Origin of the sequence: Enterobacter sp. Crenshaw (genome assembly GCF_024734705.1) — a bacterium.
In the GTDB taxonomy this organism is placed as follows: Bacteria; Pseudomonadota; Gammaproteobacteria; order Enterobacterales; family Enterobacteriaceae; genus Enterobacter; species Enterobacter asburiae_B.
In genome coordinates this window covers 3,427,659-3,449,618 of sequence record NZ_CP102932.1, presented here as the reverse complement: position 1 = coordinate 3,449,618, position 21,960 = coordinate 3,427,659, and the positions used below count along the sequence as shown (strand labels likewise).

General features: G+C 57.4%; 18 protein-coding genes. 14 read left to right on the top strand and 4 right to left on the bottom strand.

The genetic code is table 11. The features are described from left to right. Window positions 1–134 precede the first annotated feature (134 nt). The 10 genes from ndk (at window position 135) to NWV12_RS16325 (ending at window position 11,239) form a co-directional block, all read left to right on the top strand. Window positions 135–566 (top strand): nucleoside-diphosphate kinase, encoded by a 432-nt coding sequence (gene ndk / locus NWV12_RS16370; RefSeq protein ID WP_003860625.1) that lies wholly within the window; start codon window positions 135–137, stop codon window positions 564–566. Between the two features lie 169 nt (window positions 567–735). Beyond that, on the top strand, window positions 736–1,902 hold the full coding sequence (locus tag NWV12_RS16365) for a bifunctional tRNA (adenosine(37)-C2)-methyltransferase TrmG/ribosomal RNA large subunit methyltransferase RlmN (RefSeq protein WP_014171168.1): 1,167 nt from the start codon (window positions 736–738) through the stop codon (window positions 1,900–1,902). A 293-nt stretch (window positions 1,903–2,195) separates the two neighbouring features. Then, window positions 2,196–3,209, top strand: a complete 1,014-nt coding sequence (gene rodZ, locus NWV12_RS16360) for a cytoskeleton protein RodZ (protein ID WP_048978848.1) — start codon at window positions 2,196–2,198, stop codon at window positions 3,207–3,209. A 26-nt stretch (window positions 3,210–3,235) separates the two neighbouring features. Continuing rightward, complete coding sequence (gene ispG / locus NWV12_RS16355; protein WP_023308814.1) at window positions 3,236–4,354, top strand: flavodoxin-dependent (E)-4-hydroxy-3-methylbut-2-enyl-diphosphate synthase; 1,119 nt, start codon at window positions 3,236–3,238, stop codon at window positions 4,352–4,354. Window positions 4,355–4,434: 80 nt separating this feature from the next. Then, on the top strand, window positions 4,435–5,709 hold the full coding sequence (gene hisS, locus NWV12_RS16350; RefSeq protein ID WP_032622984.1) for a histidine--tRNA ligase: 1,275 nt from the start codon (window positions 4,435–4,437) through the stop codon (window positions 5,707–5,709). Between the two features lie 13 nt (window positions 5,710–5,722). Further along, window positions 5,723–6,343, top strand: a complete 621-nt coding sequence (locus NWV12_RS16345; protein WP_039263736.1) for a YfgM family protein — start codon at window positions 5,723–5,725, stop codon at window positions 6,341–6,343. 10 nt (window positions 6,344–6,353) lie between these two features. Beyond that, window positions 6,354–7,532 carry an outer membrane protein assembly factor BamB gene (gene bamB / locus NWV12_RS16340; protein ID WP_039263735.1) on the top strand — a complete coding sequence of 393 codons (1,179 nt, stop codon included), beginning with the start codon at window positions 6,354–6,356 and terminating at the stop codon, window positions 7,530–7,532. 112 nt (window positions 7,533–7,644) lie between these two features. Beyond that, the gene (gene der / locus NWV12_RS16335) at window positions 7,645–9,117 is read left to right on the top strand and encodes a ribosome biogenesis GTPase Der (RefSeq protein WP_023308811.1); all 1,473 of its coding nucleotides are present in this window, start codon (window positions 7,645–7,647) and stop codon (window positions 9,115–9,117) included. A gap of 300 nt (window positions 9,118–9,417) precedes the next feature. After that, a complete protein-coding gene (locus NWV12_RS16330) occupies window positions 9,418–10,959 on the top strand; it encodes a peptide MFS transporter (RefSeq protein ID WP_023308797.1) in 1,542 nt (513 codons plus the stop codon). Window positions 10,960–11,017: 58 nt separating this feature from the next. Next, window positions 11,018–11,239: a zinc ribbon domain-containing protein gene (locus NWV12_RS16325; protein WP_048978849.1), complete on the top strand. Its 222-nt coding sequence runs from the start codon at window positions 11,018–11,020 to the stop codon at window positions 11,237–11,239. On the opposite strand, the gene NWV12_RS16320 is transcribed toward NWV12_RS16325, so the two are convergent. The 3 genes from NWV12_RS16320 to xseA are packed head-to-tail and all read right to left on the bottom strand — an operon-like array spanning window position 11,236 to window position 14,038. After that, the gene (locus NWV12_RS16320) at window positions 11,236–11,586 is read right to left on the bottom strand and encodes a protealysin inhibitor emfourin (protein ID WP_033146198.1); all 351 of its coding nucleotides are present in this window, start codon (window positions 11,584–11,586) and stop codon (window positions 11,236–11,238) included. The genes NWV12_RS16325 and NWV12_RS16320 overlap by 4 nt on opposite strands. Continuing rightward, window positions 11,587–12,606, bottom strand: coding sequence for a M4 family metallopeptidase (locus tag NWV12_RS16315; RefSeq protein WP_048978850.1), 1,020 nt, complete (start codon window positions 12,604–12,606; stop codon window positions 11,587–11,589). A 58-nt stretch (window positions 12,607–12,664) separates the two neighbouring features. Then, window positions 12,665–14,038 (bottom strand): exodeoxyribonuclease VII large subunit, encoded by a 1,374-nt coding sequence (xseA, locus tag NWV12_RS16310; RefSeq protein WP_048978851.1) that lies wholly within the window; start codon window positions 14,036–14,038, stop codon window positions 12,665–12,667. A gap of 158 nt (window positions 14,039–14,196) precedes the next feature. On the opposite strand from xseA, the gene guaB reads away from it, so the two are divergent. Together guaB and guaA are read left to right on the top strand one after the other, a co-directional pair. Beyond that, window positions 14,197–15,663, top strand: a complete 1,467-nt coding sequence (gene guaB, locus NWV12_RS16305) for an IMP dehydrogenase (RefSeq protein WP_023333022.1) — start codon at window positions 14,197–14,199, stop codon at window positions 15,661–15,663. Between the two features lie 67 nt (window positions 15,664–15,730). After that, window positions 15,731–17,308: a glutamine-hydrolyzing GMP synthase gene (gene guaA, locus NWV12_RS16300; RefSeq protein ID WP_006811514.1), complete on the top strand. Its 1,578-nt coding sequence runs from the start codon at window positions 15,731–15,733 to the stop codon at window positions 17,306–17,308. Window positions 17,309–17,365: 57 nt separating this feature from the next. Here guaA and NWV12_RS16295 read toward each other — a convergent pair whose 3' ends face one another. After that, window positions 17,366–18,196, bottom strand: coding sequence for a MurR/RpiR family transcriptional regulator (locus NWV12_RS16295; RefSeq protein ID WP_008502123.1), 831 nt, complete (start codon window positions 18,194–18,196; stop codon window positions 17,366–17,368). Window positions 18,197–18,488: 292 nt separating this feature from the next. Here NWV12_RS16295 and NWV12_RS16290 point away from each other — a divergent pair, with 292 nt between their 5' ends. Both NWV12_RS16290 and iolD read left to right on the top strand, forming a co-directional pair. After that, the gene (locus NWV12_RS16290) at window positions 18,489–19,994 is read left to right on the top strand and encodes a CoA-acylating methylmalonate-semialdehyde dehydrogenase (RefSeq protein ID WP_048978852.1); all 1,506 of its coding nucleotides are present in this window, start codon (window positions 18,489–18,491) and stop codon (window positions 19,992–19,994) included. 11 nt (window positions 19,995–20,005) lie between these two features. Next, window positions 20,006–21,931 carry a 3D-(3,5/4)-trihydroxycyclohexane-1,2-dione acylhydrolase (decyclizing) gene (gene iolD / locus NWV12_RS16285; RefSeq protein ID WP_048978853.1) on the top strand — a complete coding sequence of 642 codons (1,926 nt, stop codon included), beginning with the start codon at window positions 20,006–20,008 and terminating at the stop codon, window positions 21,929–21,931. Window positions 21,932–21,960 lie beyond the last annotated feature (29 nt).

Below are 21,960 nucleotides of genomic sequence, written 5' to 3'. Positions count from 1 at the left end.
GAGCTGTTGCTAAAACTCGTCTTATTTTAAAAAAATGTTACCTGAATCCATAGGCAATGGCGCTATTGCTCATTATAATCCGCGCCACACCATACTCAGGTATGCAAAACAACAGAACATTGACAGAGGTTATCATGGCTATTGAACGTACTTTTTCCATCATCAAACCAAACGCGGTGGCAAAAAACGTTATTGGCAGCATCTTCGCTCGCTTTGAATCTGCAGGGTTCAAAATTGTTGGCACCAAAATGCTGCACCTGACCGTTGAACAGGCTCGCGGTTTCTACGCTGAGCACGAAGGTCGCCCATTCTTTGACGGCCTGGTTGAGTTCATGACCTCCGGCCCAATCGTGGTATCCGTGCTGGAAGGCGAAAACGCAGTACAGCGTCACCGTGACCTGCTGGGCGCAACCAACCCGGACAACGCGCTGGCAGGTACTCTGCGCGCTGACTATGCGGACAGCTTCACCGAGAACGGCACCCACGGTTCTGACTCTGTTGAATCTGCTGCACGCGAAATCGCTTTCTTCTTCGCAGAAGGCGAAGTGTGTCCACGCACCCGTTAATTTAACGGTTTCGTTTACACATTATTTTCGTAAATGCCGCGTCCAGACGTGGCATCCCTGCGCCAGACTTTGTACAATGCAACGCCCCGGACGAGCAGACTGCTTTCCGGGGCGTTTCTATTCAACCCTCCATGGGCCATAACGTGTAACAACGAGGCCGGAAAATATTATGTCTGAATTAGTGAATACCTCCGAAGTCGCCATTCCTGCGGTTCCCAATAAAAATGGAAAAATCAACCTGCTGGATCTGAACCGTCAGCAGATGCGCGAGTTCTTTAAAGAGATGGGCGAAAAGCCGTTTCGTGCCGATCAGGTCATGAAGTGGATGTACCATTACTGCAGCGACAATTTTGATGACATGACTGACATCAACAAGGTCCTGCGCAACAAGCTTAAGGAAGTGGCTGAAATCCGCGCACCGGAAGTGGTGGAAGAGCAGCGCTCCGCAGATGGCACCATCAAATGGGCGATTGCGGTCGGCGATCAGCGCGTTGAGACCGTCTACATCCCGGAAGAAGACCGCGCCACGCTGTGTGTCTCCTCTCAGGTAGGCTGTGCGCTGGAGTGCAAATTCTGCTCTACCGCGCAGCAAGGCTTTAACCGTAACCTGCGGGTGTCAGAAATTATCGGCCAGGTCTGGCGCGCCGCGAAAATCGTCGGTGCGGCAAAAGTAACCGGTACGCGTCCTATCACCAACGTGGTTATGATGGGGATGGGTGAGCCGCTGCTGAACCTGACCAACGTCGTTCCGGCGATGGAAATCATGCTGGATGACTTCGGTTTTGGTCTGTCCAAGCGTCGCGTCACGCTGTCTACCTCTGGCGTTGTGCCTGCGCTGGACAAGCTGGGCGATATGATTGACGTTGCGCTGGCGATCTCCCTGCATGCACCAAACGACGAAATTCGTGACGAAATTGTGCCGATCAACAAAAAGTACAATATCGAAACCTTCCTCGCTGCGGTGCGTCGCTATCTGGAGAAATCCAACGCCAACCAGGGCCGCGTCACCATCGAGTACGTGATGCTTGACCACGTCAACGACGGTACCGAACATGCGCATCAGCTGGCTGAACTGCTGAAAGATACGCCATGCAAAATCAACCTGATCCCATGGAACCCGTTCCCGGGCGCGCCGTATGGCCGTAGCTCGAACAGCCGTATCGACCGTTTCTCCAAGGTGCTGATGGAGTATGGTTTCACCACTATCGTGCGTAAAACCCGTGGTGATGACATTGATGCAGCATGCGGACAGCTGGCTGGTGATGTTATTGACCGTACCAAACGTACCCTGCGTAAACGCATGCAGGGCGAGACGATCGCGGTTAAAGCTGTTTGATTATTATGCACTCACGGCGCATTATCTGCGCCGTGAAGCCTGGTCTTACTGAATAATCAGTCAGATTCGTGATGACTGAACAATAATTACGGTGCGTTTCATCCGACTTTCGGGCAGTATGTAACGACGTAACAACAGTTTAGCCGTACGGGCAGGGCTGTACTGTCATCTCCGGGCTGACAGTCTTATACTCTCTGTTCAAGGTTAACTGACCAGAAGTTTCGCGGTGCGGGTGGCATTGTGACTCACCGGCACCTGAACCCTTATTTTTCACGTACCAGTAGTTGTAGCGAATGAATACTGAAGCCACTCACGACCAACATGAAGCACTCTCCACTGGCGTTCGTCTTCGCAACGCCCGTGAACAACTCGGACTCAGCCAGCAAGCCGTTGCGGAACGCTTGTGCCTGAAGGTTTCCACGGTTCGCGATATTGAAGAAGATAAGGCGCCTGCCGATCTGGCTTCAACGTTCTTGCGCGGTTATATCCGCTCTTACGCAAAACTGGTCCATATCCCCGAAAACGAATTACTGCCAATGATGGAGAAGCAGGCGCCGGTCCGTGCAGCAAAAGTTGCGCCGATGCAGACCTTCTCCCTGGGGAAACGTCGTAAAAAACGCGATGGCTGGCTGATGAGCTTTACCTGGCTGGTACTGTTTGTGGTGATCGGTCTGACCGGCGCATGGTGGTGGCAAAACCACAAGGCGCAGCAGGAAGAGATTACCACCATGGCCGATCAATCCTCCGCTGAACTCAACCAGGCCGGAAGTGAGAATGCCCAGAACGTGCCGCTGAATACTGACGGCGCAGCTTCCTCCAGCGAGCCACAGACCGCAGCGCCAGAAGCGTCGGCGACCGATACAACACAGGCTCCGGCAGCAACGGCTAACACCGCTGCGCCGCAGGCTCAGGATCAAAACGCGGTTGTTGCCCCTTCTCAGGCGAATGTTGATACTGCGGCGAACGCGCCTGCGGCTACTCAGCCTGCAGACAATAGCGCAGCGTCTCTGCCAACCAGCCCGGCGGGTACGGCAACAGCAGCCGATCCCAACGCGCTGGTGATGAACTTCAGCGCCGACTGCTGGCTGGAAGTGACTGACGCGACAGGTAAAAAGCTGTTCAGCGGTCTGCAGCGTAAAGATGGCACGTTAAACCTAACCGGCCAGGCTCCCTATAAACTTAAAATCGGCGCTCCGGCAGCGGTACAGATCCAGTATCAAGGAAAACCTGTCGACCTGAGTCGCTTTATCAGAACTAACCAGGTTGCACGTCTTACCGTTAATGCCGAACAATCAGCAGCACAGTAACAGACGGGCAACGCGGGAGATTTTTCATGCATAACCAGGCTCCGATTCAACGTAGAAAATCGAAACGGATTTACGTTGGGAATGTGCCAATCGGCGATGGGGCACCTATCGCCGTTCAGTCGATGACCAACACGCGCACTACCGATGTAGAAGCGACGGTTAATCAAATCAAAGCATTAGAACGTGTAGGCGCAGACATTGTTCGCGTCTCCGTCCCGACCATGGATGCCGCTGAGGCGTTCAAACTGATCAAACAGCAGGTCAGCGTTCCGCTGGTGGCTGATATCCACTTCGACTACCGCATCGCACTGAAAGTGGCCGAATACGGCGTCGATTGCCTGCGGATTAACCCGGGCAACATCGGTAACGAAGAGCGTATCCGCATGGTCGTGGACTGCGCCCGCGATAAAAATATTCCTATCCGTATCGGCGTTAACGCCGGTTCCCTGGAAAAAGACCTGCAGGAAAAATACGGCGAGCCGACGCCACAGGCGCTGCTCGAATCCGCGATGCGTCATGTCGATCATCTCGATCGTCTTAACTTCGATCAGTTCAAAGTCAGCGTAAAAGCGTCCGACGTGTTCCTGGCGGTAGAGTCTTATCGTCTGCTGGCAAAACAGATCGACCAGCCTCTGCACCTCGGGATCACCGAAGCAGGTGGCCTGCGCAGCGGCTCTGTAAAATCCGCGATCGGTCTGGGGCTGCTGCTCTCTGAAGGGATCGGTGACACCCTGCGCGTCTCGCTGGCGGCCGATCCGGTCGAAGAGATCAAAGTCGGTTTCGATATCCTGAAATCGCTGCGCATTCGCGCACGTGGGATCAACTTCATTGCCTGCCCAACCTGCTCGCGTCAGGAGTTTGATGTGATCGGGACGGTGAATGCCCTGGAGCAGCGTCTGGAAGACATTATCACCCCGATGGACGTCTCCATCATCGGCTGCGTGGTAAACGGTCCGGGTGAAGCATTGGTGTCAACCCTGGGCGTAACCGGCGGTAACAAGAAAAGTGGTCTCTATGAAGATGGCGTTCGTAAAGATCGTCTGGATAATAGCGACATGATCGACCAGCTTGAAGCCCGCATCCGCGCCAAAGCCGCCATGATGGACGAAACACAGCGTATCAGCGTTCAGCAGGTTGAAAAATAACGTGATGGGAAGCGTGCCGCTTCCCATGTATGATTGAACCCATTCTTTGGGTTTTTTTTGTATATAGAAAGAGAATAAACGTGGCAAAAAACATTCAAGCCATCCGCGGCATGAACGATTATCTGCCTGGCGAAACCGCCATCTGGCAGCGCATTGAAGGCACACTGAAGCAGGTGCTCGGCAGCTACGGTTACAGCGAAATCCGTTTGCCGATTGTAGAGCAGACCCCGTTATTCAAACGCGCGATCGGTGAAGTCACCGACGTGGTTGAAAAAGAGATGTACACCTTTGAGGATCGCAACGGCGACAGCCTGACCCTGCGTCCGGAAGGTACGGCGGGCTGCGTACGCGCCGGCATCGAACATGGTCTTCTGTACAATCAGGAGCAGCGCCTGTGGTATATCGGCCCGATGTTCCGCCACGAACGTCCTCAGAAAGGTCGTTATCGCCAGTTCAATCAGCTGGGCGTGGAAGTCTTTGGCCTGCAGGGCCCGGACATTGACGCCGAACTGATTATGCTGACCGCCCGCTGGTGGCGCGCCCTCGGTATCGCCGATCACGTTTCTCTTGAGCTGAACTCTATCGGTTCTCTGGAAGCACGCGCTAACTACCGCGATGCGCTGGTGGCGTTCCTGGAACAGCATAAAGAGAAGCTGGACGAAGACTGCAAACGTCGCATGTACAGCAACCCGCTGCGCGTTCTGGATTCCAAAAACGCGGATGTTCAGGCACTGCTGAACGATGCGCCTGCGCTGGGTGACTACCTGGATGAAGAATCTCGCGAACACTTCGCGGGCCTGTGCAAGCTGCTTGAAGCGGCAGGCATCGCCTATACCGTGAATCAGCGCCTGGTGCGCGGTCTGGACTACTACAACCGTACCGTGTTTGAGTGGGTGACCACCAGCCTCGGTTCTCAGGGCACCGTATGTGCGGGCGGCCGTTATGACGGTCTGGTTGAGCAGCTTGGAGGTCGCGCAGCCCCTGCTGTTGGCTTCGCGATGGGCCTTGAGCGACTTGTTTTGCTGGTTCAGGCAGTTAATCCGGAATTTAAAGCAGATTCCGTTGTCGATATATACCTGGTGGCTTCAGGCGCGGAAACGCAGTCTGCGGCGATGCAGCTTGCCGAACGCGTGCGCGATGCGCTGCCGGGCGTTAAGCTGATGACCAACCATGGCGGCGGCAACTTTAAAAAACAGTTTGCTCGTGCCGATAAGTGGGGCGCAAGTATTGCACTGGTGCTGGGCGAGTCCGAAGTGGCTAACGGCGAAGTGGTGGTGAAGGACCTGCGCTCTGGTGAGCAGACAACGGTAACGCAGGACGGCGTTGCGGCGCACTTGCGCACTCTATTGGGCTAAGGAGAAGGACTGCGTGGAAATTTACGAGAACGAACACGATCAGGTCGACGCGATTAAGCGCTTCTTTGTTGAAAACGGCAAAGCGCTGGTTGTTGGGGTTGTTTTAGGTATCGGTGCGCTGGTGGGCTGGCGTTACTGGAACAATCATCAGGCGGATTCCGCGCGCGGCGCGTCTCTGTCCTATGAAAATACCGTGAGCGCAATTCGTGCCGATCAGCCGCAAACGCTGACTGCGGCAGAAAAATTTGCGGCTGACAACAAAAACACCTACGGTGCACTGGCTGCGCTGGAAGTGGCTCAGCAGTACGTTGATAAGAACGAACTGGATAAAGCCGCTGCTCAGCTCTCGCAGAGCCTTGCTGCGGCCAGCGATGAGAACCTGAAAGCGGTGATCAATCTGCGCCTGGCACGTATTCAGGTTCAGCAGAAAAAAGCTGACGATGCGCTGAAAACGCTCGATACCATCAAAGGCGAAGGTTTTGCTGCCATCGTTGCCGATCTGCGCGGTGAAGCACTGCTGAGCAAAGGTGACAAAGCGGGCGCGCGTAAAGCGTGGCAAGCTGGCGTAGAGAGCAATGCTTCACCTGCGCTGAGCGAAATGATGCAGATGAAAATAAATAATTTGTCCGTCTGAGAGGGACCCGATGCAATTGCGTAAATTACTTCTGCCAGGACTGCTTTCTGTTACGTTATTGAGTGGTTGTTCACTGTTCAGTGGCGAAGAAGACGTTGTGAAAATGTCCCCACTGCCGACGGTTGAAAACCAGTTTACCCCATCCACCGCGTGGGATGTCTCCGTGGGCAATGGGATTGGTGATTTCTATTCCAACCTTCATCCTGCGTATGCAGACAGCGTTGTCTATGCCGCTGACCGCAAAGGTACTGTGAAAGCGGTGAACGCCGATGACGGGAAAGAAGTATGGTCCGTTAACCTGGCGGAAAAAGACGGCTGGTTCTCCCGTAAACCTGCACTGCTCTCTGGCGGTCTGACCGTTGCCGGTGGCCATGTTTACGTGGGCAGCGAAAAAGCGCAGGTTTATGCGCTGAACAGCAGCGACGGCTCTATTGCCTGGCAAACAACCGTAGCGGGTGAATCCCTGTCTCGTCCGGTGGTGAGCGACGGTCTGGTGCTGATTCATACCAGCAACGGCCAGCTGCAGGCGCTGAACGAAGCTGACGGTCTGGTGAAATGGACCGTTAACCTGGATATGCCTGCGCTCTCTCTGCGCGGCGAATCAGCACCGGCTACCGCATTTGGTGCTGCCATTGTGGGCGGTGACAACGGTCGCGTGAGCGCCGTGCTGATGCAGCAGGGTCAGATGATCTGGCAGCAGCGTATCTCTCAGGCCACCGGCTCAACGGAAATTGACCGCCTGAGCGACGTAGACACAACGCCGGTCATCGTTAACGGTGTGGTTTACGCGCTGGCCTATAACGGCAACCTGACCGCGCTGGATCTGCGCAGCGGCCAGATCATGTGGAAACGTGAGCTGGGCTCTGTGAACGATTTCATTGTTGAGGGCAACCGCATCTATATGGTCGATCAGAACGATCGTCTGCTGGCGCTGAGCACCGAAGGCGGCGTGACGCTGTGGACGCAAAGCGATCTGCTGCACCGTCTGCTGACCTCGCCTGCGCTGTACAACGGTAGCCTGGTGGTTGGCGATAGCGAAGGGTATATGCACTGGATCGATCCGGATAACGGCCGCTTTGTTGCACAGCAGAAAGTCGACAGTTCTGGTTTCCTGACCGATCCGGTTGTGGCCGACGGCAAACTGCTGATTCAGGCAAAAGACGGCACGCTGTACGCGATCACGCGTTAATTACCCGGCGGTTGTAGTATACTAAACGGCTCCTGTTCACTCAGGAGCCGTTTTGACATTTTTAAAAACGCCGCGAAAGCGACGTTATTTTGAATTTTATGAGGCTTCAAACATGGTACCTGTGGTCGCGCTTGTCGGGCGCCCTAACGTTGGAAAATCCACTCTTTTTAACCGTTTAACACGCACCCGTGATGCGCTGGTTGCGGATTTCCCGGGGCTGACGCGTGACCGTAAGTACGGTCGTGCAGAGGTGGAAGGACGCGAGTTCATCTGTATTGATACCGGTGGTATTGACGGCACAGAAGACGGCGTTGAAACCCGCATGGCGGAACAGTCGCTGCTGGCGATTGAAGAGGCGGATGTGGTGCTGTTTATGGTGGATGCGCGCGCTGGCCTGATGCCGGCGGACTCCGCTATTGCCAAACACCTGCGTTCACGCGAAAAGCCGACCTTCCTGGTGGCGAACAAAACTGACGGCATCGATGCCGATCAGGCCGTCGCGGATTTCTGGTCTCTGGGTCTGGGTGAAATCTACCCGATTGCGGCATCGCATGGCCGTGGCGTCACCAGCCTGCTGGAAACCGTTCTGCTGCCGTGGGTTGACGAAGTAAACCCGCCGGAAGAAGTAGACGAAGACGCTGAATACTGGGCGCAGTTTGAAGACGGAGAAGAGGGCGAAGAAGAGCCTGAAGACGACTTCAACCCGCAGGATCTGCCGATCAAGCTGGCCATCGTGGGTCGTCCAAACGTAGGTAAGTCTACGCTTACTAACCGTATTCTGGGTGAAGAGCGCGTGGTCGTTTACGACATGCCGGGCACCACCCGTGACAGCATCTACATTCCTATGCAGCGCGATGAGCGTGAGTATGTCCTCATCGACACCGCCGGGGTGCGTAAGCGCGGGAAAATCACCGATGTGGTGGAAAAATTCTCCGTTATCAAAACCCTGCAGGCGATCGAAGATGCCAACGTTGTGCTGCTGGTCATCGACGCACGCGAAGGAATCTCCGATCAGGACCTCTCTCTGCTCGGCTTTATCCTCAATAGTGGGCGCTCACTGGTTATCGTGGTCAACAAGTGGGATGGCCTGAGCAATGAAGTGCGCGAGCAGGTGAAAGAGACTCTCGACTTCCGTCTGGGCTTTATCGACTTCGCCCGCGTGCACTTTATCTCTGCGCTGCACGGCAGCGGGGTGGGTAACCTGTTCGAATCCGTGCGTGAAGCGTACGACAGCTCCACCCGTCGTCAGAGCACCGCGATGCTGACCCGCATCATGAATATGGCTGCTGAAGACCATCAGCCGCCGCTGGTGCGCGGCCGTCGCGTGAAGCTGAAATATGCCCACGCCGGTGGTTACAACCCGCCAATCGTAGTAATTCACGGCAACCAGGTGAAAGACCTGCCGGATTCCTACAAGCGCTATCTGATGAACTACTTCCGTAAATCGCTGGACGTAATGGGCACGCCTATCCGTATCCAGTTCAAGGAAGGGGAAAACCCGTTTGCCAACAAGCGCAACACCCTGACGCCAAACCAGATGCGTAAGCGTAAGCGCTTGATTAAGCACATTAAGAAAAGCAAATAAGCTTTACCTGCTTCACGAAAGCCCGCGTTTATCGCGGGCTTTTTTTTGTCCAATCATACCGCCGGTTTTCTCTGTGTGAAGTCAATCACTATTCACTTTTAACCAAGTTTAAATCTAAGAAAGTAGACAATCGTCGAATTTTCATCTTAAAGTCCAGGGTCCGGTACTAGACAAAACTAGCGCCTGGTTATCAAATGGTTAACTAACTTTTCGCCGCATGTAAAAAATCGGCCAGATACGTAACTGGCCGGCGTACCTGCTGGTGTTTACAAGCACGACGACATACCTTTCGGGAGAATTATGCAATCCACTGTTAATCAAAAAGAGAGCCGAACGTTCTTCGGCCATCCGTATCCGCTCGGTTCCCTGTTCTTCACCGAGATGTGGGAGCGCTTCTCGTTTTACGGCATTCGTCCGTTACTGATCCTGTTTATGGCCGCCACCGTCTATGACGGCGGGATGGGCCTGGCGCGTGAAAACGCCTCGGCGATTGTCGGTATCTTTGCCGGTACCATGTACCTGGCCGCGCTGCCGGGCGGCTGGCTGGCCGATAACTGGCTCGGTCAGCAGAGAGCCGTCTGGTACGGTTCGATCCTGATTGCGCTCGGCCACCTGTCGATCGCGCTCTCTGCGGTGATGGGGAACAACCTGTTCTTTATCGGCCTGATGTTCATCGTGCTTGGCTCAGGGCTGTTCAAAACCTGTATCTCGGTGATGGTCGGCACCCTGTATAAAAAAGGCGACGCGCGTCGTGACGGCGGTTTCTCGCTGTTTTATATGGGCATCAACATGGGCTCGTTCATCGCGCCGCTGATTTCCGGCTGGCTGATTAAAACTCACGGCTGGCACTGGGGCTTTGGTATTGGCGGCATCGGGATGCTGGTGGCGCTGATTATCTTCCGCGTGTTTGCCGTTCCGGCAATGAAACGCTATGACGGCGAAGTCGGCCTCGACTCTACCTGGAACAGCCCGGTGGTGAAGCGTAACGGCGTGGGCGTTTGGCTGCTGGCACTGGCGGCAGGCGTGGCAACGATCGTGACGCTGATTGCGCAGGGCGTGATTGTGATTAACCCGGTCGCGGTAGCCAGCGTGCTGGTCTACGTGATTGCGGCGTCCGTTGCCCTCTACTTTATTTATCTGTTTGTCTTTGCGGGGCTGAACCGTAAAGAGCGCGCCAGGCTGTTGGTCTGCTTTATTCTGCTGATTTCAGCGGCGTTCTTCTGGTCCGCGTTTGAGCAGAAGCCAACCTCGTTTAACCTGTTTGCCAACGACTACACTAACCGCATGATTGGCGATTTTGAAATCCCGGCGGTGTGGTTCCAGTCAATCAACGCCCTGTTCATCATCCTGCTGGCACCGGTGTTTAGCTGGGCATGGCCGAAGCTCGCGAGCAAAAACATTCGCCCGAGCAGCATCACCAAGTTCGTTATTGGTATTTTGTGCGCGGCGGCAGGCTTTGGCCTGATGATGCTGGCGGCACAGAACGTGCTGAGCAGCGGTGGAGCGGGCGTGTCGCCGTTCTGGCTGGTGGGCAGCATCCTGATGCTGACGCTCGGCGAACTGTGCCTGAGTCCGATTGGCCTGGCGACCATGACGCTGCTTGCGCCGGAAAGAATGCGCGGCCAGATGATGGGGCTGTGGTTCTGCGCCAGCGCGCTGGGTAACCTGGCTGCGGGCCTGATTGGCGGCCACGTGAAGGCCGACCAGCTGGATATGCTGCCGGATCTCTTCGCTCGCTGCTCCATCGCGCTGCTGATTTGTGCCGCGGTACTGATCGTCCTTATTGTTCCGGTGCGCCGCATGCTGGAAAATGCGCAGACTAAACCGGCAGCTGAAGCCTGATAATGTTCAGCCTACCGGGGCAGTTATCCTGTCCCGGTAAAACCCAACAGGAGAGAATATGTCGATTACCTGCCCGGAATGCCAGGCACCGCTGGAGCCCCAGAACGGGGTAGCGCACTGCGACAGCTGTAATAAAGATATTGCACTTGAAGCCCGTTGCCCGGAGTGCCATCAGCCACTCCAGGTATTAAAAGCCTGCGGTGCGGTGGACTATTTCTGCCAGAACGGCCACGGTCTTATCTCTAAAAAACGCGTGGAGTTTGTTCGGGCCAAAGGTTAATCGCAGACGCAGCCTTCGCCTTTCTTCCACAGCTCGACCAGCGACTCGGGCGCTTCCTGCTCGGGCACCAGCACGATGATATCGGCGTAGTGCGCCTGATTTTGCCCGGTCCAGACAATCTGGATGCGGAAATAGCGCTGGTCGCCGCTGCCGGGTGAAGAAGCTTGCCCGGGCGGCTGACCGCGTGGAAAAGCCTGCTCCAGGATGCTCACCAGGCGCTGGCGCTGGGCCTCATTGAGCGAGGAGAGCGCGATGGTGCGCTGTCCACTCAGCTTGGGAATAAAAGCGACGCCGCCTTCCCGGGCCAGCTCAACCACGGCGTCATCCGTCAGTTCCGGAACCTGCATTTACAACACTCCCACCTGTTCCCAGGCTTGTTTAATGGCCGCACCAGCGTCGCTGCCGGAGCGTTTCTCTCCGTGCGCGATCGTCAGCTTTGCGAAGGCCTCAAAATCCGCATCCTGCGCCAGTTTGCGATCGCAAACCGTGTCGTACCAGGCATAACCCGCTTTTTCCCAGGCGTAGCCGCCGATCGCCGTCGCGGCCAGATAAAATGCCCGGTTGGGGATGCCGGAGTTCAGGTGCACGCCGCCGTTATCCTCGCGCGTTTTAATGAAATCTTTCATGTGCGCAGGCTGCGGGTCTTTGCCGAGCAGGGGATCGTCATAGGCGGTGCCGGGTTTAGACATTGAGCGCAGCCCTTTGCCGTTAATCCCTTTCGCCAGCAACCCTTCACCAATGAGCCAGTCAGCCTTATCTGCGGTTTGCTTCAGATGGTACTGTTTAACCAGCGAGCCAAACACGTCCGACAGAGACTCGTTCAGCGCGCCCGACTGCTCAAAATAGATAAGCCCGGCTTCGGTTTCGGTCACACCGTGGCTCAGCTCGTGCGCCACCACGTCGATGGCGATGGTAAAGCGGTTAAATATTTCCCCGTCGCCGTCGCCAAATACCATCTGCTGACCGTTCCAGAAGGCGTTCTGATATTCCCGGCCATAGTGAACGGTACCGGTCAAAATAAGCCCTTTATTATCGAGCGAATCACGCTGATATTCTTTCCAGAAGAAATCATGGGTAATACCTAAATAATCGTAGGCTTCATCCACCGCCACATCGCCGTTCGACGGCTGGCCTTCGTAACGCACCTGGGTACCCGGCAGCTCCTGGGTATGCTTCGCGTCGTAAATATCGCGCTCCAGCTGCCCGGCTTTATTCACGTGCGGCGCGGCGGGTTTGCCGGGCATGTGGGCCATCAGCGTCTGGACGTGGGTTAAGGTCTGACGGGCACAGCGCTGCTGCGGCTCGGAACCGCTTTCGATAATACGACGAAGAATATAAGGGGGAATAACGCTATGAAGATGGGGCATGCTGCTCTCCTTATTAAAAAAGGGAATAGCAGCAGTATAGTAAGTAACCGGCGAGGAATTATCCGGTTTTACGCTGACGCGTCTTTTTCACCGGTTTAATTGATTTCACTTCGCTTTCTACCCAGCCGTCTGAAAGACGCGTCGTCAGCACATCGCCGGTATTCACCTGTTTGGTCTGCTTCAGCACTTTGCCGTCCGTCGCCGTCGTCACGCTATAGCCGCGCGCCAGCGTGGAGAGGGGGCTGACCGCTTCAAGATGGGTCACCGCATTGCCAAAACGCTCGCGGGTGGTGCTCAGACGCGTCCGGACGCTCTCCGCCAGACGATACTCCAGCTGCTGGATCCGCGTTTGCGCGCGATAAATTTTCGGCTGCGGGTTCTGCTGGTTCAGGCGCTGCGCCACGCGCTGCTGGCGCGAAACCGCGCGCTTGAGCTGCGCGTCCACCGCAAAGCTCATGCGCTGACGCAGGCGCTCCAGCACGGTCTGCTGACGCGACAGACGCAGCTGCGGGTGCTGCTGCTGAAGACGATGATGAAGCTGGGTAAAGCGGCGGGTACGGTTGGCAAGGAAGTAGTCCATCGCCATCTCAAGACGCTGCTGGCCGTTCTGAATCTGACGCAGCAGCTCCAGCTGGTTGCGGCTGACCACTTCCGCCGCCGCGGACGGCGTAGGCGCGCGCAGATCCGCGACAAAATCGGCTATCGTTACGTCAGTTTCGTGGCCGACGGCGCTCACCACGGGGATAAGGCTTGCAAAGATTGCCCGCGCCACGCGCTCGTCGTTAAAGCTCCACAGGTCTTCCAGCGAGCCGCCGCCGCGCCCGACGATTAATACGTCACACTCCTGACGGGCGTTCGCCAGCTCAATGGCGCGAACTATCTGGCCCGGCGCATCGTCACCCTGAACGGCGGTCGGGTAGATGATGACGGGCAGGGAAGGATCGCGACGCTTCAGCACGTGCAAAATATCGTGCAGTGCCGCACCGGTTTTCGAGGTGATGACCCCAACGCAGTGGGCAGGTGAGGGCAGCGTCTTTTTGTACTGCTGGTCGAACAGCCCTTCGGCAGAGAGGCGGGCTTTTAACTGTTCATACTTCTGCTGCAGCAGGCCTTCACCTGCAGGCTGCATGCTCTCGACGATAATTTGATAATCGCCGCGCGGCTCATACAGGGTGATATTGGCGCGAACCAGAACCTGCTGGCCGTGCTGAGGGCGGAACGTCACGCGGCGGTTGCTGTTGCGGAACATCGCGCAGCGCACCTGGGCGGTGTCGTCTTTTAAGGTAAAGTACCAGTGACCGGAGGACGGCTGCGTGAAGTTAGAGATCTCACCGCTGATCCAGACCTGCCCCATTTCCTGCTCAAGCAGCAAACGCACCGTCTGATTAAGGCGGCTGACGGTATAAATTGAGGGGGATTGAGAGGATAACATGTGAGCGGGATCAAATTCTAAATCAGCAAGTTATTCAGTCGATAGTAACCTGCTGAGAGGCAATCGCAAGCTTTTTTATAAAAAAGTGTAGATGCAATCGGTTACGCTCTGTATAATGCCACGGCAATATTTAACCACCCAGGTCAGAGATATTGCCCATGCTACGTATCGCTAAAGAAGCACTGACGTTTGACGACGTCCTCCTCGTTCCCGCTCACTCCACTGTTCTGCCGAATACTGCCGATCTCAGCACGCAGTTGACGAAAACCATTCGCCTGAACATTCCTATGCTCTCTGCGGCAATGGACACCGTGACTGAAGCGCGCCTGGCTATCGCCCTGGCACAGGAAGGTGGCATTGGCTTTATTCACAAAAACATGTCTATCGAACGTCAGGCGGAAGAAGTTCGCCGCGTGAAGAAACATGAATCCGGCATCGTGTCTGACCCACAGACCGTTCTGCCAACCACCACGCTGCACGAAGTGAAAGCCCTGACCGAACGTAACGGTTTCGCCGGTTACCCGGTTGTGACCGAAGAGAACGAACTGGTTGGCATCATCACCGGTCGTGACGTGCGTTTCGTGACTGACCTGAACCAGCCTGTCAGCGTGTACATGACGCCAAAAGAGCGTCTGGTCACCGTTCGCGAAGGTGAAACCCGCGACGTGGTGCTGGCAAAAATGCACGAAAAACGCGTTGAAAAAGCGCTGGTTGTTGACAGCAGCTTCCACCTGCGCGGCATGATCACCGTTAAAGATTTCCAGAAAGCAGAACGTAAGCCTAACGCCTGTAAAGACGAGCATGGCCGTCTGCGCGTTGGCGCTGCGGTTGGCGCGGGTGCCGGTAACGAAGAGCGCGTTGACGCTCTGGTTGCTGCGGGCGTTGACGTCCTGCTGATTGACTCCTCTCACGGCCACTCCGAAGGCGTTCTGCAACGTATTCGCGACACCCGTGCCAAATACCCTGATCTGCAGATCATCGGCGGTAACGTGGCCACTGGCGCAGGCGCTCGTGCGCTGGCTGACGCTGGCTGCAGCGCGGTGAAAGTGGGTATCGGCCCTGGCTCTATCTGTACTACCCGTATCGTCACCGGCGTGGGCGTTCCGCAGATCACCGCCGTGTCTGACGCGGTTGAAGCGCTGGAAGGCACAGGTATTCCGGTTATCGCTGACGGCGGTATCCGCTTCTCTGGCGACATCGCCAAAGCGATCGCCGCGGGCGCAGCTGCCGTAATGGTAGGCTCCATGCTGGCCGGTACCGAAGAATCCCCGGGAGAAATCGAACTCTACCAGGGCCGTTCTTATAAATCTTACCGCGGTATGGGCTCCCTGGGCGCGATGTCCAAAGGCTCCTCTGACCGTTACTTCCAGACTGATAACGCCGCAGACAAACTGGTGCCGGAAGGTATCGAAGGTCGCGTTGCCTATAAAGGCCGTCTGAAAGAGATCATTCACCAGCAGATGGGCGGCCTGCGCTCCTGTATGGGTCTGACCGGCTGTGGTACCATTGACCTGCTGCGTACTAAAGCGGAATTCGTACGCATCAGCGGTGCGGGTATCCAGGAGAGCCACGTTCACGACGTGACGATCACCAAAGAGTCCCCGAACTACCGTCTGGGCTCCTGATAAGTTTCCGCGCCCGGCTTCTGCCGGGCGCTCTGTTTTTGTTTCACTTGCCTCGGAATTAGCGTCAATGACGGAAAACATTCATAAACATCGCATTCTCATCCTGGACTTCGGTTCTCAGTACACTCAGCTGGTGGCGCGTCGCGTACGTGAACTGGGCGTTTACTGTGAGCTGTGGGCGTGGGATGTCACGGAAGCACAGATTCGCGAATTCAATCCAAGCGGCATCATCCTGTCCGGCGGCCCGGAAAGTACCACCGAAGAGAACAGCCCGCGCGCGCCGCAGTACGTGTTCGAAGCTGGCGTGCCGGTATTCGGCGTTTGCTACGGTATGCAGACTATGGCAATGCAGCTGGGCGGCCACGTAGAAGGCTCTAACGAGCGCGAGTTTGGCTACGCACAGGTAGAAGTCGTCACCGACAGCGCGCTGGTGCGCGGTATCGAAGACTCCCTGACCGCAGACGGCAAACCGCTGCTGGACGTGTGGATGAGCCACGGCGACAAAGTTACCGCCATCCCGTCTGACTTCGTGACCGTTGCCAGCACCGAAAGCTGCCCGTTCGCCATCATGGCGAACGAAGAAAAACGCTTCTACGGCGTGCAGTTCCACCCGGAAGTGACCCACACCCGTCAGGGTATGCGCATGCTGGAGCGCTTCGTGCGTGACATCTGCCAGTGTGAAGCCCTGTGGACTCCGGCAAAAATCATCGACGACGCCGTTGAGCGTATCCGCCAGCAGGTTGGCGATGACAAAGTGATCCTCGGCCTCTCCGGCGGCGTGGACTCCTCCGTGACCGCGATGCTGCTGCACCGCGCCATCGGCAAAAACCTGACCTGCGTCTTCGTGGACAACGGTCTGCTGCGTCTGAACGAAGCCCAGCAGGTCATGGACATGTTCGGCGACCACTTCGGTCTGAACATCGTTCACGTGGAAGGCGAGCAGCGCTTCCTGGACGCGCTGAAAGGCGAGAACGATCCGGAAGCCAAACGTAAGATCATCGGCCGCGTGTTCGTGGAAGTGTTCGACGAAGAGGCGCTGAAGCTGGAAGACGTGAAGTGGCTGGCGCAGGGCACTATCTACCCTGACGTGATCGAGTCTGCGGCCTCCGCAACCGGTAAAGCACACGTCATCAAATCTCACCACAACGTGGGCGGCCTGCCGAAAGAGATGAAGATGGGCCTGGTTGAACCGCTGCGCGAGCTGTTCAAAGACGAAGTGCGTAAGATCGGTCTGGAACTGGGTCTGCCGTACGACATGCTCTACCGTCACCCGTTCCCGGGTCCGGGTCTGGGCGTGCGCGTGCTGGGCGAAGTGAAGAAAGAGTACTGCGACCTGCTGCGTCGCGCGGATGCGATCTTCATCGAAGAGCTGCACAAAGCTGACCTGTACAACAAGGTAAGCCAGGCGTTCACCGTGTTCCTGCCGGTTCGCTCCGTCGGTGTGATGGGCGATGGCCGTAAGTACGACTGGGTTGTTTCCCTGCGTGCGGTGGAAACCATCGACTTCATGACCGCGCACTGGGCGCACCTGCCGTATGACTTCTTAGGGCGCGTGTCTAACCGCATCATCAACGAAGTGAACGGTATTTCCCGCGTGGTGTATGACATCAGCGGTAAGCCACCGGCTACGATTGAATGGGAATAATTCCCCGCTGAATTAACACCAAAACCCTCTGCCTGTGCAGGGGGTTTTTTTATTGCCTTACTTCCCCTCTCCCAACCTATACGCCAGCGCCACCACCAGCGACTGCACCAGGCACAGCGTCGCCGACTGGGAGCGAAACGCATCCACCTGAGCCTCTTTCACCACAAAGCAGAGATCGCTGAACGTCGCCAGCGGGCTTATCTGGCTGTCCGTAATCACGATCTGCCGCGCGCCGACGCTGGCGGCGGTTTCGCTGACCATCACCGTCTCTTCCGCGTACGGCGAGAAGCTGATCGACACCACGATGTCGCGCGCCTTAATGCGGCTGATCTGCTCGCGCAGCATCCCGCCCATGCCGTCGAGCAGGATAGGGCGGCACTCCAGATGGCTCAGGGCGTAGGTGAGGTAGGCCGCGACGCTAAAGGAGCGGCGCAGTCCGGCGATGTAGATGGTGTCGGCGTCGGCCAGCAGCTGTACCGCGCGCTCCAGCATTTCCGGTTCGGCACGGGCGGCCAGCTGCTGGAGCGCCTGGGCGTTCGAGCGGGCAAACTCCTGCAGGATATCGAGCGGCGTTTCCGGCACGGCCTCGCTTTCCATTTCGCGAAACAGCCGGGCGCGGTCGCTGTAGCTGGCGGTCTCCTCCACCAGGTTCATGCGAAACAGCTGTTTCATTTCGTTGAAGCCGGTGAAGTCAAAGGCGTTGGCAAAGCGGATCAGCGTCGAGGGCGGCACGTCGGCGCGCTCGGCAATGACGGCAACCGTATCAAAGGCCACGCTGTTGGTGTTATCCAGCACGTAGCGGGAGACCTGTTGCAGCCTCTTGCTCAGGCTATCGTAGCGATCGCGGATTTGCTGCTGCAGTTCGTTCAGGCTGGTTGCTGTCGTCATCTTATCCCCCAAATACAGTCTTATGATTCTAAACGCAAAACCGCGTCTTTTAAATGTCGGCCATCCATCTGGCAGCAAAAATGAAACAGAAACTTCAGTCATTTCCTCGCCCGAAATCCCTTAATAGCGCACGCTGCGTCAGTGTTGTTGGCTGTTAACATAAAAATCCATCCTTGATCACAATAATCATCATTTATTTTATTTCAACTTAAAATGGAATATTTGTTTCATATATAGTGTTCAGTACACAGTATTCAGTTAACAGTCACGTATCAACAGCGAGAGGTTAAGGATGGAGACGGTAGCGAATTTTATTCACGGCGAATGTGTCACCGGTTCAGGCCAGCGCGTTCAGGCGATCTTCAACCCGGCCACCGGCGAGCAGATCCGCCAGGTGGTGATGAGTACGGCGCAGGAAACGGAGCAGGCGATTGCCGCCGCGCAGCAGGCGTTTCCGGCGTGGGCGCGCCATGCTCCGCTTAAGCGCGCGCGTGTGATGTTCCGCTTCAAGGCGCTGCTGGAAGAGAATATGGAGCGACTGGCCCGCATCATCAGCGAAGAGCACGGCAAGGTCTTCTCCGACGCGGTGGGCGAACTGACCCGCGGCCTGGAGGTGGTGGAGTTTGCCTGCGGCATCCCGCATCTGCAAAAGGGTGAACACTCTGCGAACGTCGGTACCGGCGTCGACAGCCACTCGCTGATGCAGCCGCTCGGCGTCTGCGCCGGGATCACGCCGTTTAACTTCCCGGCGATGGTGCCGATGTGGATGTTCCCGATTGCGCTGGCGACCGGCAACACCTTCGTGCTGAAACCGTCGGAAAAAGATCCTTCTCTGGCGCTCGCGCTGGCGCAGCTGCTTAAAGAGGCCGGCCTGCCCGACGGCGTGTTCAACGTGGTGCAGGGCGATAAGGAGTCCGTTGACGTGCTCCTGACCGACCCACGCGTGCAGGCGGTGAGCTTTGTCGGCTCCACGCCGATTGCGGAATACATTTACCAGACCGCGTCCGCCCACGGAAAGCGCTGCCAGGCGCTGGGCGGCGCGAAAAACCACTGCATTCTCATGCCGGATGCCGACATGGAGATGGCGACCAACGCCATCATGGGCGCGGCCTACGGCGCGGCGGGCGAACGCTGCATGGCGCTCTCGGTGGTGCTGGCGGTGGGGGATAAAACCGCCGATGACCTCTGCGCCCGGCTGGAGAAACAGATTGCCGCGCTGCGCGTCGGGCCGGGCCTGGACCAGTCGCCGGAAAACGAAATGGGGCCGCTCATCTCCTCCGTACACCGCAGCAAGGTGCTGGGCTACATCGACAGCGGCGAGTCGCAGGGAGCGAAACTTCGCGTGGACGGTCGCGGCTTCAGCGTGAAGGGGCACGAGCAGGGCTACTTCGTCGGGCCGACGCTGTTCGATAATGTCACCCCGGAGATGACCATCTATAAAGAAGAAATTTTCGGCCCGGTGCTTTCTGTGGTGCGCGTAGCAGATTACGCCAGCGCGGTGGATCTGATTAACCGCCATGAATATGGTAATGGTTCGGCGATCTTCACCCGTGACGGCGGCTGCGCGCGCCGCTTCTGCGAAGAGGTGCAGGCGGGCATGGTGGGCGTCAACGTGCCGATCCCGGTGCCGATGGCGTTCCACAGCTTCGGCGGCTGGAAGCGTTCCATCTTTGGCGCGCTCAACGTTCACGGCAGCGACGGCGTGCGCTTCTACACCCGAATGAAAACCATCACCGCGCGCTGGCCGGAAATGCAGCAGGAGACAGGCGCTGCGTTCTCCATGCCGACGCTGGGCTGACAGGAGGTTTTATGCAAACCGAACGTATGACCATGGCCCAGGCGCTGGTCCGGTTCCTTAATCAACAGTACGTCAGCGTGGACGGCAACGAAACGCCCTTCGTGGAGGGCGTGGCCACCATCTTTGGGCACGGCAACGTGCTCGGTATCGGCCAGGCGCTGGAGCAGGACCCGGGCCATCTGCAGGTGATGCAGGGCTGCAACGAGCAGGGCATCGCCCATATGGCGACGGGGTTTGCCAAACAGCACCGCCGTCAGCGCATTTTTGCCGTCACCTCCTCCGTCGGGCCGGGCGCCGCCAATATGGTCACGGCGGCGGCCACCGCTACGGCGAACCGCATCCCGCTGCTGCTGTTGCCGGGCGATATCTACGCCAGCCGCCAGCCGGACCCGGTGCTGCAGCAGATCGAGCAGTATCACGATCTCAGCATCAGCACCAACGACTGCTTCCGTCCGGTCTCCCGCTACTGGGACCGCATCAACCGCCCCGAGCAGTTGATGAGCGCGATGTTAAGCGCGATGCGAACGCTTACTGACCCCGCCAATACCGGCGCGGTGACCATCTGCCTGCCGCAGGACGTGCAGGGAGAGGCCTGGGACTACCCGCTGAGCTTCTTCGCGCGTCGCGTGCATCATATTGAGCGTCGTCCGCCCGATCCGCAGCGTCTGGCGCAGGCGCGGGCGCTGATCGCCCGCAAGCGTCGTCCGCTGGTGGTGTGCGGCGGCGGCGTGCGCTATTCCGGCGCGCATGAGGCATTTCGCGAATTTGTCGAGACGCTGCGGCTGCCGTTTGCTGAAACCCAGGCCGGAAAGGGGGCGCTGGTAAGTGACCACCCACTTAACCTGGGCGGCGTAGGGGTGACGGGGGGAATGGCCGCCAACCAGCTCGCGCCGCAGGCCGATTTAGTGATCGGCATCGGCACGCGCCTGACCGACTTTACCACCGGCTCCAAGGCGCTCTTTTCCCACCCGGACGTCGAATTCCTGCTGCTGAACGTGGCCGAGTTTGACGCCCTGAAGCTGGACGCCACCGCGCTGGTTGCCGATGCCCAAACCGGGCTCCAGGCATTGACCCACGCGCTCGGGGATTACCGCAGCGGCTGGGGAGAGGCGATCGCTCAGGCGAAGTCCGCCTGGCGCGACGAGTGCCGCCGCCTGTGGGATCGCCAGTGGCGTCCTGACGACGCGCCCGAAGTGGCGGGGCACCTGGATGCGCAGCTGGCGGAATACGGCGAGGCGCTCAACACCCGCCTGACCCAGACGCGGGTGCTGGGGCTGATCAACCAGCAAACTGAAGATAACGCCATCGTGGTGGGCGCGGCCGGTTCGCTGCCGGGGGATTTACAGCGTCTCTGGCAGGTCAAAACGCCGGACAGCTATCACCTGGAGTACGGCTACTCCTGCATGGGCTACGAGATTGCGGCGGCCATCGGCGCGAAGCTCGCCAGACCCGAACTGCCGGTGTACGCCATGGTGGGGGATGGCTCCTACATGATGCTGCACTCCGAGCTGCAAACCGCCGTTCAGGAGGGCATTAAGGTCACCGTCCTGCTGTTTGATAACGCCAGCTTCGGCTGCATTAACAACCTGCAGATGGGGCACGGCATGGGCAGCTTTGGCACCGAAAACCGCCACCGCAACCCGGAAACCGGGCGGCTTGACGGGCCGCTGGTGAAGGTCGATTTTGCGCAAAACGCGGAAAGCTACGGCTGCCGCGCGTGGCGGGTGAACGATGAGCAAAGCCTGCTGGCGGCGCTGGAGGCGTCGCGGGCGCATCCCGGCCCGACGCTGCTGGACATCAAGGTATTGCCGAAGACCATGACTCACGACTACGCCTCCTGGTGGCGAACCGGTGATGCGCAGGTGGCGGCGTCGTCTGCCGTGCGTGAGGCCGCTGAGCAAACGCAGGCGCAGGTGAAAAAAGCCCGCCAGTATTGAGTTTTCTCTTCGTAACGAAATTTTCATTT